18 protein-coding genes are annotated in these 15205 nt (G+C 59.4%); 7 read left to right on the top strand and 11 right to left on the bottom strand.

The genetic code is table 11. The annotated features are described in order from the left end of the window. Positions 1-59 precede the first annotated feature (59 nt). The gene (clpX, locus tag OEG84_RS01960; protein WP_267652180.1) at positions 60-1340 is read right to left on the bottom strand and encodes an ATP-dependent Clp protease ATP-binding subunit ClpX; all 1281 of its coding nucleotides are present in this window, start codon (positions 1338-1340) and stop codon (positions 60-62) included. A 300-nt stretch (positions 1341-1640) separates the two neighbouring features. Continuing rightward, positions 1641-2273, bottom strand: a complete 633-nt coding sequence (locus OEG84_RS01955; RefSeq protein WP_267652179.1) for an ATP-dependent Clp protease proteolytic subunit — start codon at positions 2271-2273, stop codon at positions 1641-1643. 550 nt (positions 2274-2823) lie between these two features. Here OEG84_RS01955 and OEG84_RS01950 point away from each other — a divergent pair. After that, on the top strand, positions 2824-4056 hold the full coding sequence (locus tag OEG84_RS01950) for a cytochrome P450 (RefSeq protein ID WP_267652178.1): 1233 nt from the start codon (positions 2824-2826) through the stop codon (positions 4054-4056). Here the strand turns inward: OEG84_RS01950 and OEG84_RS01945 are convergent. From OEG84_RS01945 to OEG84_RS01920, 6 genes are all read right to left on the bottom strand, one after another. After that, complete coding sequence (locus tag OEG84_RS01945) at positions 4046-4390, bottom strand: cupin domain-containing protein (protein WP_267652177.1); 345 nt, start codon at positions 4388-4390, stop codon at positions 4046-4048. The genes OEG84_RS01950 and OEG84_RS01945 overlap by 11 nt on opposite strands. 75 nt (positions 4391-4465) lie before the next feature. Then, positions 4466-5266 carry a hypothetical protein gene (locus OEG84_RS01940; RefSeq protein ID WP_267652176.1) on the bottom strand — a complete coding sequence of 267 codons (801 nt, stop codon included), beginning with the start codon at positions 5264-5266 and terminating at the stop codon, positions 4466-4468. Between the two features lie 124 nt (positions 5267-5390). Further along, positions 5391-5537, bottom strand: a complete 147-nt coding sequence (locus OEG84_RS01935; protein ID WP_267652175.1) for a hypothetical protein — start codon at positions 5535-5537, stop codon at positions 5391-5393. Beyond that, positions 5516-5806, bottom strand: coding sequence for a hypothetical protein (locus OEG84_RS01930; RefSeq protein WP_267652174.1), 291 nt, complete (start codon positions 5804-5806; stop codon positions 5516-5518). Before OEG84_RS01930 ends, OEG84_RS01935 begins: the two co-directional genes overlap by 22 nt. A gap of 125 nt (positions 5807-5931) precedes the next feature. Further along, positions 5932-7215 (bottom strand): O-acetylhomoserine aminocarboxypropyltransferase, encoded by a 1284-nt coding sequence (locus OEG84_RS01925; protein ID WP_267652173.1) that lies wholly within the window; start codon positions 7213-7215, stop codon positions 5932-5934. A gap of 144 nt (positions 7216-7359) precedes the next feature. Next, complete coding sequence (locus OEG84_RS01920; protein ID WP_267652172.1) at positions 7360-7896, bottom strand: CoA-binding protein; 537 nt, start codon at positions 7894-7896, stop codon at positions 7360-7362. Positions 7897-8064: 168 nt separating this feature from the next. Between OEG84_RS01920 and OEG84_RS01915 the strand changes: the two genes are divergently transcribed. Continuing rightward, positions 8065-8436, top strand: coding sequence for a hypothetical protein (locus OEG84_RS01915; RefSeq protein ID WP_267652171.1), 372 nt, complete (start codon positions 8065-8067; stop codon positions 8434-8436). A gap of 24 nt (positions 8437-8460) precedes the next feature. Here the strand turns inward: OEG84_RS01915 and OEG84_RS01910 are convergent, their stop codons facing one another. Both OEG84_RS01910 and OEG84_RS01905 read right to left on the bottom strand, forming a co-directional pair. After that, positions 8461-8895: a VOC family protein gene (locus OEG84_RS01910; protein ID WP_267652170.1), complete on the bottom strand. Its 435-nt coding sequence runs from the start codon at positions 8893-8895 to the stop codon at positions 8461-8463. A gap of 131 nt (positions 8896-9026) precedes the next feature. Next, positions 9027-9851, bottom strand: coding sequence for an enoyl-CoA hydratase (locus OEG84_RS01905; protein ID WP_267652169.1), 825 nt, complete (start codon positions 9849-9851; stop codon positions 9027-9029). Positions 9852-10082: 231 nt separating this feature from the next. Between OEG84_RS01905 and OEG84_RS01900 the strand changes: the two genes are divergently transcribed. The 3 genes from OEG84_RS01900 to rpsI all read left to right on the top strand — a co-directional run bounded on the left by OEG84_RS01900 (position 10083) and on the right by rpsI (position 11714). Continuing rightward, positions 10083-10520 carry a PaaI family thioesterase gene (locus OEG84_RS01900; RefSeq protein WP_267652168.1) on the top strand — a complete coding sequence of 146 codons (438 nt, stop codon included), beginning with the start codon at positions 10083-10085 and terminating at the stop codon, positions 10518-10520. Positions 10521-10764: 244 nt separating this feature from the next. Continuing rightward, positions 10765-11229: a 50S ribosomal protein L13 gene (rplM, locus tag OEG84_RS01895; RefSeq protein WP_267652167.1), complete on the top strand. Its 465-nt coding sequence runs from the start codon at positions 10765-10767 to the stop codon at positions 11227-11229. Between the two features lie 2 nt (positions 11230-11231). Further along, a complete protein-coding gene (gene rpsI / locus OEG84_RS01890) occupies positions 11232-11714 on the top strand; it encodes a 30S ribosomal protein S9 (protein WP_267652166.1) in 483 nt (160 codons plus the stop codon). Between the two features lie 227 nt (positions 11715-11941). Here the strand turns inward: rpsI and OEG84_RS01885 are convergent, their stop codons facing one another. Continuing rightward, positions 11942-13036, bottom strand: coding sequence for an acyltransferase family protein (locus OEG84_RS01885; protein ID WP_267652165.1), 1095 nt, complete (start codon positions 13034-13036; stop codon positions 11942-11944). A 165-nt stretch (positions 13037-13201) separates the two neighbouring features. Between OEG84_RS01885 and speB the strand changes: the two genes are divergently transcribed. Beyond that, a complete protein-coding gene (gene speB, locus OEG84_RS01880; RefSeq protein WP_267652164.1) occupies positions 13202-14152 on the top strand; it encodes an agmatinase in 951 nt (316 codons plus the stop codon). Positions 14153-14252: 100 nt separating this feature from the next. Beyond that, positions 14253-15182 carry an N-acetyl-gamma-glutamyl-phosphate reductase gene (argC, locus tag OEG84_RS01875; RefSeq protein ID WP_267652163.1) on the top strand — a complete coding sequence of 310 codons (930 nt, stop codon included), beginning with the start codon at positions 14253-14255 and terminating at the stop codon, positions 15180-15182. Positions 15183-15205 lie beyond the last annotated feature (23 nt).

The following is a 15205-nucleotide window of genomic DNA, read 5'->3' as shown; positions in this document are numbered from 1 at the left end:
AAAGCCCTCCGGATGGCTCCGGAGGGCTTGATTTTCAGAGGCTTTCAGAAGAAGCCCGATCAGGCCGAAGCCGATCCCTTGGCGTCATCGTCACGCTCGGCGTAGATGTAGAGCGGTCGGGCGTTGCCGTTGACCACCTCATCGGAGATCACCACTTCGCGCACACCTTCAAGCTCGGGCAGTTCGAACATGGTGTCGAGCAGGATCTTCTCCATGATCGAACGCAACCCGCGGGCGCCGGTCTTGCGGATGATGCCACGCTTGGCAATTTCCGTAAGCGCGCTCTCGTGGAAGGTCAGTTCGACATCTTCCATCTCGAACAGCCGCTGATACTGCTTGACCAGCGCGTTCTTGGGTTCGGTCAGAATCTGGATCAACGCCGATTCATCAAGGTCTTCAAGCGTTGCCAGCACCGGCAGCCGGCCGATGAATTCCGGAATCAGGCCGAATTTCACCAGATCCTCGGGCTCGAGTTCGCGCAACACTTCGCCGACCCGGCGTTCGTCCTGGGCGCGAACCGTAGCGGAAAAGCCAATCGAGGTCTTTTCGCCACGTGCCGAGATGATCTTGTCGAGGCCGGCAAACGCTCCGCCACAGACAAACAGGATGTTGGTGGTGTCCACCTGCAGGAATTCCTGCTGCGGGTGCTTGCGACCGCCCTGGGGCGGCACCGAAGCGACAGTTCCTTCCATGATCTTCAGAAGCGCCTGCTGGACGCCCTCGCCCGAGACATCACGGGTAATCGACGGATTGTCCGACTTGCGCGAGATCTTGTCGACCTCGTCGATATAAACGATGCCGCGCTGGGCGCGTTCGACGTTGTAATCGGCTGACTGCAGCAGCTTGAGGATGATGTTTTCGACATCCTCACCGACATAACCGGCCTCGGTCAGCGTGGTCGCATCGGCCATGGTGAATGGCACGTCGATGATGCGGGCCAATGTCTGGGCCAGATAGGTCTTGCCGCAACCGGTCGGTCCGACGAGCAGGATGTTGGACTTGGCCAATTCCACTTCACCCGACTTGGACGAATGGTTGAGCCGCTTGTAGTGGTTGTGTACGGCGACCGAGAGGATCTTCTTGGCCTGATGCTGGCCAATCACATACTCGTCGAGCGTTGCGATGATTTCCTGAGGAGTAGGCACGCCGTCGCTCGACTTCACCATCGAGGATTTGTTTTCCTCGCGAATGATGTCCATGCACAATTCCACGCATTCATCGCAGATGAACACAGTGGGACCGGCAATCAGTTTGCGCACTTCATGCTGGCTCTTGCCGCAGAAAGAGCAATAAAGGGTATTCTTGGAATCGCCGCCGTTGCTGCCGCTGACCTTGCTCATTTCACTTTCCTTCCCGCGATCCAGGCAACAGACCTGGATGTATAGCGCCTGACCGCTCCCAACGCCGAAACGGTGGGGCATACAGGCAATTTCGGGGTACAAACCCGGTCTCAGGTAAAACATTCCCGAGACCGGTGGCAACGAATCCCCGTCAATCCGGCGATGTTACGCCCGAGAATTTGAACATAGACTTAACGTTCAATACTAACGCGATCCAGCCATAGCGCCACCCCGCAGACACGAAAACGTGTTGCAAAGGGGGCGCAATGACATGAAAAACGCAGTGTCATGGACGTCTTTCTAGGTTGAAGCCGGAGCCTCGATGTTCTCGCGCTTGTCGAAGACCCGGTCGATCAACCCGAACTCGAGCGCTTCGTTCGCAGTCATGAAGTGGTCACGATCAAGCGTCTTTTCAACTGTCGCGTAATCCTGACCCGTATGTTCGACGTAAATTTCGTTGAGCCGGCGCTTCATCTTGATGATGTCCTGGGCATGCCGCTCGATGTCGGACGCCTGGCCCTGGAAGCCGCCGGAAGGCTGGTGCACCATGATGCGGGCGTTGGGCGTGGCAAAGCGCATGTCCTTGTGCCCGGCGCACAACAGCAGCGAACCCATCGATGCCGCCTGGCCGATGCACAGCGTCGAAATCGCCGGTTTGATGAACTGCATGGTATCGTAGATTGCCATGCCGGAGGTGACCACGCCGCCGGGCGAATTGATGTAGAGCGCGATTTCCTTCTTCGGATTCTCGGCTTCCAGGAACAGCAATTGCGCGCACACCAGCGTTGCCGTGTGGTCCTCGATCGGACCGGTGATGAAAATGATGCGCTCCTTGAGGAGCCGCGAGAAAATGTCGTATGACCGTTCACCGCGGTTAGTCTGCTCAACGACCATCGGCACAAGTGCCATGGCGGTATCGACTGGATTTGTCATTACGCTTCCCTTGTCAAACGGCCCGGCAGACGCCTCGGCCCGCGGGGAATCAATCTTGTTGAACCCACTACATAGAGTGTGCCCCCCGCCGCTTCAAGACGCAAGACGGCGAAACGGCGTGCGTCTCTTGTTCACGTACGGTGTTAAATTGAGGTTACGGTTTTCAAAGCTTCTGCATTCCAGTGCGATTCCGGATGGTTGCGAGGGTTTGTTTGTGCCCTCCGCCGCGGCGAATCAGTAACGCCGTGGTCAATCACGGATCAGGTTCTGAGTAAAACCAGCCCCCACATCGCGGCAATCCGACCGGTATGGACCACCGCATGGCGGATGTTCTCACAATGAAGACCGAAGCGCGCACGGTGGAGATCCTCCCTATAGTCTCCGGCTGGCTGCAGATTTCTGACAAGCGACACTTGCCATCAAGCTGAATCGGCTGCCGTGCAAAGCCGTGATGCGCTGGCAGTCCGGCGGAAAGGGTATCTTTGAATAATTGCGGGGATCAGTGCATCCCCGGATACACGCGCGGCCAGATCCACGATATGGCTCTTGAATGTCAAAGCTTTCTCATACCGTTTCGCAAGACCCGAGAGATCCCGAATTCGTTCAGGACCCCTATGATTTTTATGCCGAGATGCACCGGCTTTCGCCTGTATTTTACTGGCGCGAATACGGCATGTGGGCGGTGGCAGGCTACGATCAGGTCAATGCGCTCTTGCGCGACCGGCGGCTGGGCCGCGAGAACCGTTGGGGCGCACCGCTCAATCCGGTCGAAGGCCGCGGCCATCTTGGCGATTTCGACCGAATTGAAAGCGGATCGCTGCTCGAACGCGAACCGCCGGCGCACACGCGGCTCAGAACTCTGGTCAACCGGGCGTTCGTCTCGCGCTCGGTCGAGCGGCTGCGACCGCGTATCCATGCGCTCGCCCACGATCTGGTCGACGCCCTGCCCGCTGGCCAGCCGTTCGATCTGCTGTCGGAATTTGCCACACCCATTCCGGTCACCGTGATCTGCGAGTTGCTCGGCGTGCCGGTCGAGCGCGGCGATGACCTGCTGGGCTGGTCGCATGCAATGTGCGAAATGTACGTGCCACAGCGCTCACGCGAGACCGAAGAGCGCGCCAATCTGGCCGCAAGCGCCTTCGGGGCGTTCCTCACCGCCCATATCGACGAACACCGGCACACCAAGGCCGATGATCTGCTTTCGGCGTTGATCGCCGTACGCGATACCGGCGAGAAACTCAGCGATGAGGAGTTGATCTCGACCTGTGTGCTGCTGCTTAATGCCGGGCACGAGGCCACCGTGCATCAGACCGGTAACGCGGTAAAAACCCTGCTCGAACAAGACGGCGACCCACGGCGGTTCGTGGCAACGCCCGAAGCAACGACTGCAAGCATCGAGGAAGCACTGAGGTTTGGTGCGCCGCTGCACATGTTTACCCGCTACGCCTATGAGCCTGTCGACCTCGGCCCGGTCACATTGAAACCGGGCAAACAGGTGGCGCTGCTGCTTGGCGCGGCCAACCGCGATCCGTCAGCCTTCGAGGCACCGGACGAATTCCGACCCGGACGCGCTGACCAGAAAAACGTCACCTTCGGCGCGGGCCTGCATTTTTGCATCGGCGCGCCGCTGGCACGGCTGGAACTGCAGGAATCGCTGTCGGTGCTGTTTGAGCGACTGCCGACGCTGCAGATGGACGGTGTGCCGCGCTACCGAGACAGCTTTCATTTTCACGGGCTCGAGCAACTTAAGCTTTCCAGCCGGGACGCCGGCGCTACAGCCTGATCACATAGTCCTTGCGAGTCGTTTCAATGACTTCCCAGCTTCCCTTGAAGCCGGGCCTGAGGACGAAGCTATCGCCGGCCTTGACCGTAACTGCCTCGCCGCCATCTTCGGAAATTACCGACACGCCTTCAAGAATGCGGCAATATTCCCATTCGTCGTAGGAGATGCGCCATTTGCCCGGCGTCGATTGCCAGATGCCGCAATAAAGCCCGTCCCGCTCCTCCAGGCTCCAGGTGGTGTGCACCGGATCGCCGGAGAGAATCTTGGCGGCCTCGGGACGAGAAACCTCAGGCTCGGCAGACGGGGTCACGGGGATTATATGCGCAGTAGCCATGAACCGCTCCAATGTTGGTGAGCCGAGATTACCCTGATACACAGCCATCGCGCCAGCCATGCGTGCCTGTCCGGATCAGCCGCCGAGCTGTGCTGACAACGCCTCCGGCGGCAGATATTTCAGTTCATCGTTGGAAAATGGAATTGTGAAACTTGCCGTGGCGTCAGGATCGGAGCTCTCCAGCTTGCGGGCGACAAGATCGGCAAAGCGCGCTGACCCGCTGTCCGCGTCGCTGACGATTTCATAGCTGTGGCGATAGCAGGTGCCGAGCCCATCGCCGCAGGTGCCCTCATTGTCGGAATAGGTGTCGATAAAGCCGAGATCGACGACCTTGTCGCCGAGCACACCAAACACGCTTACGCCACCCTGGGTGTATCCTTGCCCGGTAAAGCCGCTCTCGATCAGCCAACCGTAATTGTCTTTGCCAAGACGTACCACGCGGAACGCCTCCTCCGGAGGAGCCATCCCCCATGACCCGATGTCCTCAGAAAGGCTGTTGCGCGCCACCAGAGCCAGGCGGTTGCCCGCGGCGCGCAAGACAACAAGCCCGAGCTTACCGGCGCAGCCGTGACACTCGGCGTGGCTTCCATCAGGCTGGATCGCATGGCCCGACATGGCGGCAAACTGGGTCACTTCGCCCCCAACCATGACGGAAGATAACAGGTGCGGGCGCATGCACAGCCGCTCGGCGCCAGCTTTGCCGATCCAGCATTTGGAGCGCTTGCTGTAGGGGCCGTAAAATTCCTCCATGACCGCGCCCCAGAAGCTTTTGGCATCGTCAACAGTCGAAGCCGGGATCGAGGTCAACACCTGCGACCGGACCGGCCCCAGTCCGGCGAGCATGCAAAACCCCAAAAACAGTAAAAGTCTCGCCATGGTGCGCTTCCCCCTCGCCGTCATCATCGCTTTGGCACGCCGATCCTGCAAGCCCATGCTGCCAAACGAAAAACGACCCGATGCGAACACCGGGCCGTCATCATTGACGGTGATTGGTTGAGGCCTACCCCTTGACCAGCGCCTGTTCGGTATCGGCGATCATGGCAATGCGTTTCGGAGCTTCCATTTTCCGGGGACCTTCTCCGCTTGGTTGCGCAACAAATTCCTTCGACAAGACACTGGCCGAAGTCAGCAAATCTGAACGCCGCATTCGCTAATGACGAATTTATCCGCGGGCTCGGTCAGGGTGCCGTCGAACCGGCGGCCGTCATCACACTGGGCGCGGGCTTCAAAGGTCAGCCTCCCGGCCAACTCGCCTTCCGTGATGTTGAAAAAATAGCTGACGGCGCACTGTTTCTCGACGGCGAGCTGGTCGGACAGATTATCAAGCCAGGCCGGATTGGCGGATTGGGCGTAGGCCAGTGGCGCCAGCACCAGGATCGCGACAGTTGTGAAAGTCAGCACATTGAATTGCGGCATGGGGGCCTCCACGGATTAACTTTGGTGGAAGCCTAGCGCCATTTGGCGTCTGCGGACTTGTTGCAGATCAAACGGCCCGGCATCAAATGCCGGGCCGCCGAAGATATTCATCAGGCAATCAAGGCTTATGCCTTGGCCAGCGCCTGTTCGATATCGGCGATGATATCGTTGACATCCTCGATGCCGACCGACAGCCGCACCACGTCCGGACCAGCGCCTGCGGCAACCAGTTGCTCGGCGCTCAGCTGACGGTGAGTGGTTGATGCCGGGTGAATGACCAGCGAACGGGTGTCGCCGATGTTGGCGAGGTGGGAGAACATCTCCAGGCCTTCGACGAACTTGACGCCGGAATCGTAACCGCCCTTGAGGCCGAAGGTGAACACCGAGCCGCCGCCCTTGGGGGCGTAACGCTGCTGCAACGCGTGGTTTGCGTGATCCGGCAGGCCGGCATAATGCACCCATGCCACCTTGTCGTGCTTGGAGAGCCATTCGGCGACAGCCAGTGCGTTGTCGCAATGGCGCTGCATGCGTAGTGGCAGGGTCTCTACGCCGGTCAGGATCATGAAGGCGTTGAACGGCGAGATCGAAGGACCGAAATCGCGCAGACCCAGCACCCGGCAGGCAATGGCGAATGCAAAATTGCCAAAGGTTTCATGCAGCACCATGCCGCCGTATTCCGACCGCGGCTCCGACAGCATCGGATACTTGCCGGATTTCGACCAGTCAAACGAACCGCCATCGACAATCACGCCGCCCATCGAGTTGCCATGGCCGCCAATGAACTTGGTCAGCGAATGGACCACGATGTCCGCGCCATGCTCGATCGGACGAACCAGATAAGGCGAGGCCATGGTGTTGTCGACGATCAGCGGAATGCCATGCTTGTGGGCAAGCTCAGCCAGCGCATTGATATCGACAAAGGTGCCGCCGGGATTGGCGAGGCTTTCGACAAAGATCGCCTTGGTGCGCTCATCGATCTGGCTCTCGACACTGGAAAGATCAGCCGGATCGGCCCAACGGACATGCCAGTCGAACGACTTGAAGGAATGGCCGAACTGGTTGATCGAACCGCCGTAAAGCTGATTGGCGGCAATGAAATTGTCGCCGGGGTTCATGATGGTGTGGAACACCAGCAGCTGCGCGGCATGGCCGGAAGCCACCGCCAGCGCAGCGGTGCCGCCTTCAAGCGCTGCCAGACGCTCTTCAAGCACCGCCTGGGTCGGGTTCATGATGCGCGTATAGATGTTGCCGAATGCCTTCAGGCCAAACAGCGAGGCTGCATGATCAGCATCGTCAAAGACGAAGCTGGTGGTCTGGTAGATCGGCGTGGTGCGCGCGCCCGTGGTCGGGTCCGGCTGGGCCCCCGCATGAATGGCTAGTGTATCAAATCCCGGTTGGCTGTTCGACATGATCGTCTCCCCTATGTGCCCTGTTGGCTGTCGAGGTGTTTATCCCGCATGTCTGCGCCCCGGTCAAAGAAGATTTTTGCGGGAAATCTGCCATTGCCTAGCATGCACGCGCAAACAAGGCCGGTTGCAAGAAATATTATTCCATCAATCGCCATCCCGTGGCGGCACCCGAAGGCCAAAACTCTGGTAGCCCTCGCGGCGTACCGGCTTGCGCGACGAAATTACGCCGCTGTTGACACCGCTCCAGCCGATTTCACCCGACAGCCGGGCATATTCAATCTTCGGGCAGCGGTTCATTACCACCTTGAGGCCAGCCGCTTCAGCAAGCGCTGCCGCCTCGTCATGGCGGACGGTCAGCTGCATCCAGATCACCTTGGGCAGTGACTCAAGCTTGAGTGCCTCCTCGACAATGCCAGGCACTGCGTCAGAGGCGCGAAACACGTCCACCATGTCGATCGGCTCAGGGATCTCGGCAAGCCGCGCATAGGTCATCTGCCCCAAGATTTCCTTGCCCGCCTGCCCGGGATTGACGGGAATGATGCGGTAGCCTTTGCCAAGCAGGTATTTCATCACGAAATAACTTGGCCGCACGTCGTTGGCCGATGCGCCCACCACGGCGATGGTCTTTACCGATTGCAGAATTCCGGAAATATAGGCGTTGTCATAGTGATCGTGGTTCATGAGCGGTTTTTCCTCGGCGAGGCTTCCGGTTTGGCAATGCGCGCCGATCACGTCAAGTCTACGTATTTTGATGTTTCCGCCATTTGAAGGCTAGGCCCTTGTCCAACCTTCTAATCCGCGCCACATGTGAGCGAGACCATCTTGTCGAAAGCCAATTGGGAGACACTCATGACCTGTATGCACATGCCCATGCGGCAATTGATCCCGCTCACCGGCTTGCTGGCAGTTTTTGTGGCGATGGCGGTGACGCCGGCAAACGCCATCAACCGGATCGAGACCACCCAGACCGATTGCGCCGACATCCGCGCCACCCTGATTGACGAGGGTGCGGCCATTCTGCGCTATACCTCGAAAAAAGGACTACCGATCTATGATCGTTACGTCAGCAACTCACGGATGTGTCAAAACTACGAAGTTGGCGTCTGGGTCAGCCTGCCGGCTCGCGACACCAACGCCTGCCGGGTGATCGCCTGCCAGGCCGACCCGAATGACAATGACGACATGACCCGTTTCCGGCCACTGCTGCAGATCACACGATAGCGGATTCCTTAATAAAAGGCCTGATCACTCCGGCAGACGCATGTGACCATCCTCGCCCAGCGGCATGAACGGATTGTGCGCCAGTTCCCACAGATGCCCGTCAGGATCGGCAAAATACCCCGAGTAGCCGCCCCAGAATACCTTGTGCGGCTTCTTCACCGGCCCAGCGCCGCACTCGACAGCAAATTGCCAGGCCGCATCCACTTCGTCGGGCGAGCCGAGATTTTGCGCTACAGAAAAGCCTTCGAAGTTTTGCCGCGCGGTCGGCTCACGACCAGCGTCGGCGGCGAGTGCGTCGCGGCCGAACAGGCCCAGTACGGTTCCATTCATGTGGAAGAAGGTGACTTCGTCATTTGACGCCGAGGAACGCTTAAAGCCCAGACGCTGATAAAACGCCGTTGACGCGGCCACATCGGCGACGCCCAGCGTGATCATGGTGATGCGGGGTTCAAATGTCACTACCACCTCTCCTCCGGCGCAGCGCAATTTGCGACAGCGCTTTCAATCAGAACATAACGCGAACAGAATGCTGCATTGAAGCCTGGTCAAGATCGGCATGTCGCCGGGTAATCTGGGCGACAACGCAGCCCCTATTCCCCGGTCCACTCGGCCTTGCGCTTGTCGATGAAGGCGCCGATGCCTTCCTCCGCGTCCCGTGCCATCATGTTTTCGACCATCACCTGGGCTGTGTAGTCATAGGCATCCTCAAGCGTCATCTCCGCCTGTTTGTAGAACGCCTCCTTGCCAATCTTCAGCGTCAAAGATGATTTGGAAGCAATGACTTCGGCGTATTTCCTGACGATCTGATTCAGGTATTCGCGCGGCACGATACGGTTGATCAGGCCGAATTCACGCGCCGTCGAAGCGTCTATGGTCTCGCCGGTGAGCAGCATTTCCATGGCTTGCTTGCGGTGCACGTTGCGGGTCAGCGCCACCATCGGGGTGGAGCAGAACAGGCCGATATTGACACCTGGGGTGCAGAAGGTGGAGGTGTCGGTGCAGACCGCCAGATCGCACGAGGCCACCAGCTGGCAACCGGCGGCGGTGGCCAGTCCGTCGACTTCGGCGATCACCGGCTTGGGCAGACGGACAATGGTCTGCATCAACTCGGCGCAAAGTTCCATGGTCTGGCTGAAAAACGCCCTGCCCTTGTCGGCATCGGCGCGGTGGGCGGTCAGTTCCTTGAGGTCGTGACCGGCGGAAAACAGCTTGCCGGGTTTGGCCGAGGCGATCACCACGACCCGCACCGCCTTGTCGTCACCGGCGGCGGCAATCCGGTCGCGCAGCGCCTGCATCAGCGCGATCGACAGCGCGTTGGCCGGCGGATTGTTCATTTCCAGGCGCAGCCCACCCTCGCGCAGTTCCTCAATCACCACATCGGATGGTGTATCCGGTTTCAGCTCAACCACATTCATCTCACGTGACCCTTGTTTGTTCGCACTCCAGCTTAGCGTTTCAAAGGCGGCGCGGAAACCCTCTGGCAACGTTGACCGGACGATCAATTTCCGCAACGGTGGGCCTGAAACAGTCGGGTCAGTTGGCGCAGATGGCCAACATCTTGCCGGGCTGCGACGGGCAGGCTGAGCGCTTACCCGGCCATTTGCAATTGTATCCTGCCTGCAGGACCATGTTACAGGAATATTCCCATGCCCGCACCGGCTTTGCCCGTGATGACCGCCCCGGAAGTCTCGGCCTATCTCGACGAAGTGTTCCCACAGATCAGAGCGAATGGAGACAACATAGAAGTGATTGAGGTATCACCGGGGAATGCGCGCGTCTGCCTCCATGCCGACGAGCAGCACCTTCGCCCCGGCGGCACAGTCAGCGGGCCAACCCTGTTCATGCTGGCCGACCTTGCTGCTTACGCAGTGATCCTGGCGCATATCGGCCGGCTGGCGCTGGCGGTCACCACCAATCTCAATATCAACTTCCTGATGAAGCCCGCCCCCGGGGCGCTGGAAGCCACCGCCAGCATCCTCAAACTGGGCAAACGACTGGTGGTCACCGACATCGCGATCCGCGACGCAAACGGTGAATTGGTGGCGCACGCGACCGCCACCTATTCGATTCCGCCGCAGAATTGAGCGGTATTATAATACCGCATTACTAAGTCATTGTTTTTGCTTTGATATTTTCCGATGCGCCGCAAATCATCGTCTTGACGGAAAAATCGGGCTCGCCTATAAGCACGCAGCGTCCGGATCTCGTTGGATCTGGCGCACGGTTGTCACCGATCAAATGCCTCTGGCAAGGGTCGCGGCAACACAAGCAACAAGAAACGTCCGGCCGCTGGCTTGATCAGCCCGGATCCTGAATGAGAGAAAATCCATGAAAACCTTTTCGCAGAAGCCTGCTGAGGTGGAAAAGAAGTGGGTGATTATCGACGCGACAGATCTCGTCGTCGGTCGTCTCGCCACTGTCATCGCCACCCGCCTGCGCGGCAAGCACAAAGTCACCTACACCCCCCATGTTGATGATGGCGACAACGTCATCGTCATCAATGCGGCAAAGGCTGTGCTGACCGGCAACAAATACACCGACAAGAAGTACTACTGGCACACCGGTTATCCCGGCGGCATCAAGGAGCGCACCGCGCGCCAGATTTTCGAAGGTCGCTTTCCCGAGCGGATCGTCGAAAAGGCTGTCGAGCGCATGGTTCCGCGCGGCCCGCTTGGCCGTCGCCAGATGAAGAACCTGCGCGTTTACGCCGGTGCGGAACATCCGCATGAAGCCCAGCAGCCGGACGTCCTCGACGTCGCCGCGCTAAATTCCAAGAACAAAAGGAGCGCCTGATAATGGCTGAACTCAATTCGCTTGAGGAGCTCGGCGCATCTGTCAACGCGACCGAAGCTGAACCTGCGGCACCGGTTCACGTCCGCAAGGTCGACGATCTGGGCCGTTCCTACGCGACCGGTAAGCGCAAGAACGCCATTGCCCGCGTCTGGATCAAGCCGGGTACCGGCAAGATCACCGTCAACGGCCGTGATTTCGTGACCTACTTCGCACGTCCCGTGCTGCAGATGGTTGTTCAGCAGCCGGTTGTCGCCGCTGACCGCCAGGGCCAGTTCGATGTCGTCTGCACCGTCACCGGCGGCGGCCTCTCCGGCCAGGCCGGTGCGGTACGCCACGGCATCTCCAAAGCGCTGACCTACTATGAACCCGCCCTGCGCGCGGTTCTCAAGAAGGGTGGCTTCCTGACCCGCGACAGCCGCGTGGTTGAGCGTAAGAAGTACGGTAAGGCCAAGGCCCGCCGTTCGTTCCAGTTCTCCAAGCGTTAAGTCGCCTGGTCGACATTGGAATGCATTTTTGGACGGGGCTTCGGCCCCGTCTTTTTTGTGCCTGGCGGCAGCAGTTCCTCTTCTGTGTCGGGCAAACAATGGCAATCTACGCTTGCGGCCTCAGCAAGCCCTTGATTGCTGCGCATCGCCCGCGACGCTGGAACCCGTATTCATCAGCGGCCCGATCACGCATGTACAGATGACAAGCGGCTAGTTTGCAAACGCGCTCAGGCGCCGTGGCTCGGCTCGGCGACCGAAAGCGCTCGGGGTCGGCGAAGCCAGGCAAGGGTCAAGCGCGACAATGGCCGTTCGACGAGCGTGTAAAAACCAGCGGCGACGGCCAAGGCAGCACCGGTCATGATCAGATAATGCGCTTGCCATGGCAGGCTGATGGGAGCGATCGCTGACATAATATGCTTGATATAGAGCGTCACCACGAAGACGTGGGTGATATAAAGTGCATATGACCAGTATCCCAGGCGAGCCAGAAATGGGCTGGTGAAGGTGAGTACACCCAATCCGCCATACAACACCGCCATCGCCGGCACGCCCCAGAAAAACGGACGCCAATCCTGCAGCGGCCGCTCCCATTGCCCCACCAGCAGAATGATGCCAAGCGCAAAAATGGCAATCGAGGCAAGACGTCGGCCACCAAGTTCGCGCCCGCCGCCCCATTTCCAAGCGTGATACACCAGGATGCCGAAGACGAATTCGAGAAGTATCGGGTTGGTATAAAATTCCAGCGTCAGGTTGGCCGGATGGGCCACAATGCCAGTCACGACCACAGCGATGATGACCGCCGATGCAGCAAGTAGTCTGCGGTCGGAAAACAACCCCGCCGTCACCGCAACGAGCACGTAGAAGGCCATCTCGTAATTCAGCGTCCAGCCGACCACCAGCAGCGGCCCGGTGTTGCCATCGCTCTGCTCGAGCGCAACAAAAGACAGTGACACAAACAGATTGTGGAGGCTGGCGACCGTGGAATTGAACAGGCTCGGCAAAGTCCAGGCCAGCACGAACACCAGCAGTGTAATCACCCAATAGGCTGGAACCACGCGGGCAACCCGCCGGATCCAGAAATCACGGACGTCAAACCGGCCCGGTCGACCGACGATCATCGCCATGATGAACCCGGAAATGACGAAAAACAGATCGACGCCGGCCGCGCCAACATGATCGACCCGTTCCGGATCAAGTCCCCAGGTTTCCTGTGACAATGCGGACACATGATAAAAAACCACCGCCAGAGCGGCGGCTGCGCGCAGGTATTGGACGGCAAACAGGGTGTCGGACGATTTTGTTAGCGGGGGCGTGGCGATCAATTGGTTTTCCGTTCATTAAGGCGTGGACCATATCACCGCCCAAACCGGCGCACCGGACAAACCGCCCTTAACCTTAACGTCGCAGCCCAGCGCCCAACGGTCTGCGGACTTTATCCGCTGGCGGGAATACGCTAGGCAAGAACAAGTTCAAGCCGGAGCACCGCCATGGCCGCCAAATCCATCGACCACGCCTTTACCGCCCGTTCGCTCAACACGGCGGCTACCGACCCGACCTATGCCGGAGCGCTGTCGTTCATGCGGCGTAAATACACCAAGACGCTCAAGGGCGCTGATGCCGTGGTCTGGGGCATTCCGTTCGATGCGGCAGTGTCAAACCGACCCGGCGCGCGCTTTGGCCCGCAGGCAATCCGCCGCGCCTCGGCAATTTTCGACAATGACCCACAATACCCGTTTGACCGCGACCTGTTCGAGCAGTTGGCGGTGATAGATTACGGCGATTGCCTGCTCGATTACGGCAACCACCAGAAGACGCCGGCAACGATCGAACGAGAAGCGGCCAAGATCCTCAAATCCGGCGCGTTCCTGATGAGCATGGGCGGCGACCATTTTGTCACCTGGCCGCTGCTCAAGGCCCATGCAGCCAAATACGGACCGCTGGCGCTGGTGCAGTTCGACGCTCATCAGGACACCTGGTTTGATGATGGCAAGCGGATCGATCACGGCTCGTTCGTCGGACGCGCAGCGCGTGACGGGGTGATCGACACCACACACTCAATCCAGGTTGGAATCCGCACCCATGCACCGGAAGATTGCGGCATCCGCATTCTCTATGGCCACGAAATCGAGGACATGAAGGCCGCCGAGATTGCCGCCTCCATTGTTGAGCACGTGGGCGATGCGCCATGCTACATCACCTTCGATATCGATTGCCTCGATCCGGCGTTTGCACCCGGGACCGGAACGCCGGTGGCCGGCGGACCATCAAGCGCCAGAATGCTGTCGGTACTACAGAAGCTCGGCGCGCTTGATATCAAGGGTGCCGATATTGTAGAAGTCGCTCCAGCCTATGATCACGCGGACATCACCGCGATTGCCGGAGCCTCCGTCGCCATGCACTATCTGGGACTTCTCGCGGAACGTCGCGCTCGACGATAACACGCGCAAACCTGTTTCCGGATCTGGTTTGCGAGGTTGGCAAACTGAGTCCGGAACCCTGCACAAGCACTTGATTTTCATGCATGAACGGAGAAGCCCTATGGCTCCCAAGATTTTTATTGACGGCGAACATGGCACAACTGGCCTGCAGATCGTCTCGCGGCTACAAGGTCGGGACGACATCGAACTAATGTCGATGCCGGCCGAACAACGGCGCGATCAGGAGGTACGGAAAAGCTTCCTGCGCGATGCCGACATCGCTATCCTGTGCCTGCCCGATGACGCAGCGCGGGAAGCCGTGACGCTGGCGGCAGACGCCGGAACCCGGTTCATCGACGCCTCTACCGCGCACCGCACCCACCCCGACTGGGCCTTCGGCTTTGCCGAGCTGTCGTCGGAACAGGGCGCCCGCATCGCCTCGGCGCAGTTTGTCTCCAACCCGGGCTGCTATTCCACTGGCGCCATCGCGCTGCTGGCGCCGCTGGTCAATGCCGGCTTGCTGCCCACCGATTACCCGGTGACCATCAATGCCGTTTCGGGTTACACCGGCGGCGGCAAACAGTTGATCGCACAGATCGAGGATGGTTCGCGCGACGACGCGATCAGTGCGACTTATTTCTCCTATGCACTGACGCTTGCCCACAAGCATGTGCCGGAGATCGTCACCCGTGCCGGGCTATCCCGGCTGCCGATCTTCACGCCCGCAGTCGGCCGCTTTGCCCAGGGCATGTTGGTCAATGTGCCGCTGCATCTCGACCTGCTGGGTAAAGACGCGTCGATTGCGACGCTGCACGCAGTGCTCGCTGACCATTATTCCGGCGGCAGCGTGGTCGAGGTTGTCTCGCTCGCTGCGACTTCCGCCCTCGCCCGCCTCGATCCCGAAGAGATGAAGGGCACCGATCAGATGAAGCTCTATGTCTGCGGCAATGAAGAGGCCGGACAGGTCAATCTGGTTGCCTCGCTCGACAATCTCGGCAAGGGCGCATCGGGTGCGGCAGTCCAGAATCTGGGATTGATGATCGGCGGCTAATTTCGGAATGGCCGACGCGTCAT

Source organism: Hoeflea algicola, from assembly GCF_026619415.1.
Classification (GTDB): Bacteria; Pseudomonadota; Alphaproteobacteria; order Rhizobiales; family Rhizobiaceae; genus Hoeflea; species Hoeflea algicola.
Note: the sequence above shows the minus strand (reverse complement) of the source record. Positions and strands in the feature narration are given on the sequence as shown.

What these genes read in the sequence shown, in the direction of transcription:
- clpX (WP_267652180.1), bottom strand. Translation starts at nt 1,340, where the DNA reads ATGAGCAAGGTCAGCGGCAGCAACGGCGGCGATTCCAAGAATACCCTT.
- OEG84_RS01955 (WP_267652179.1), bottom strand. Translation starts at nt 2,273, where the DNA reads ATGACAAATCCAGTCGATACCGCCATGGCACTTGTGCCGATGGTCGTT.
- OEG84_RS01950 (WP_267652178.1), top strand. Translation starts at nt 2,824, where the DNA reads ATGTCAAAGCTTTCTCATACCGTTTCGCAAGACCCGAGAGATCCCGAA.
- OEG84_RS01945 (WP_267652177.1), bottom strand. Translation starts at nt 4,390, where the DNA reads ATGGCTACTGCGCATATAATCCCCGTGACCCCGTCTGCCGAGCCTGAG.
- OEG84_RS01940 (WP_267652176.1), bottom strand. Translation starts at nt 5,266, where the DNA reads ATGGCGAGACTTTTACTGTTTTTGGGGTTTTGCATGCTCGCCGGACTG.
- OEG84_RS01935 (WP_267652175.1), bottom strand. Translation starts at nt 5,537, where the DNA reads ATGCGGCGTTCAGATTTGCTGACTTCGGCCAGTGTCTTGTCGAAGGAA.
- OEG84_RS01930 (WP_267652174.1), bottom strand. Translation starts at nt 5,806, where the DNA reads ATGCCGCAATTCAATGTGCTGACTTTCACAACTGTCGCGATCCTGGTG.
- OEG84_RS01925 (WP_267652173.1), bottom strand. Translation starts at nt 7,215, where the DNA reads ATGTCGAACAGCCAACCGGGATTTGATACACTAGCCATTCATGCGGGG.
- OEG84_RS01920 (WP_267652172.1), bottom strand. Translation starts at nt 7,896, where the DNA reads ATGAACCACGATCACTATGACAACGCCTATATTTCCGGAATTCTGCAA.
- OEG84_RS01915 (WP_267652171.1), top strand. Translation starts at nt 8,065, where the DNA reads ATGACCTGTATGCACATGCCCATGCGGCAATTGATCCCGCTCACCGGC.
- OEG84_RS01905 (WP_267652169.1), bottom strand. Translation starts at nt 9,851, where the DNA reads ATGAATGTGGTTGAGCTGAAACCGGATACACCATCCGATGTGGTGATT.
- OEG84_RS01900 (WP_267652168.1), top strand. Translation starts at nt 10,083, where the DNA reads ATGCCCGCACCGGCTTTGCCCGTGATGACCGCCCCGGAAGTCTCGGCC.
- rplM (WP_267652167.1), top strand. Translation starts at nt 10,765, where the DNA reads ATGAAAACCTTTTCGCAGAAGCCTGCTGAGGTGGAAAAGAAGTGGGTG.
- rpsI (WP_267652166.1), top strand. Translation starts at nt 11,232, where the DNA reads ATGGCTGAACTCAATTCGCTTGAGGAGCTCGGCGCATCTGTCAACGCG.
- speB (WP_267652164.1), top strand. Translation starts at nt 13,202, where the DNA reads ATGGCCGCCAAATCCATCGACCACGCCTTTACCGCCCGTTCGCTCAAC.
- argC (WP_267652163.1), top strand. Translation starts at nt 14,253, where the DNA reads ATGGCTCCCAAGATTTTTATTGACGGCGAACATGGCACAACTGGCCTG.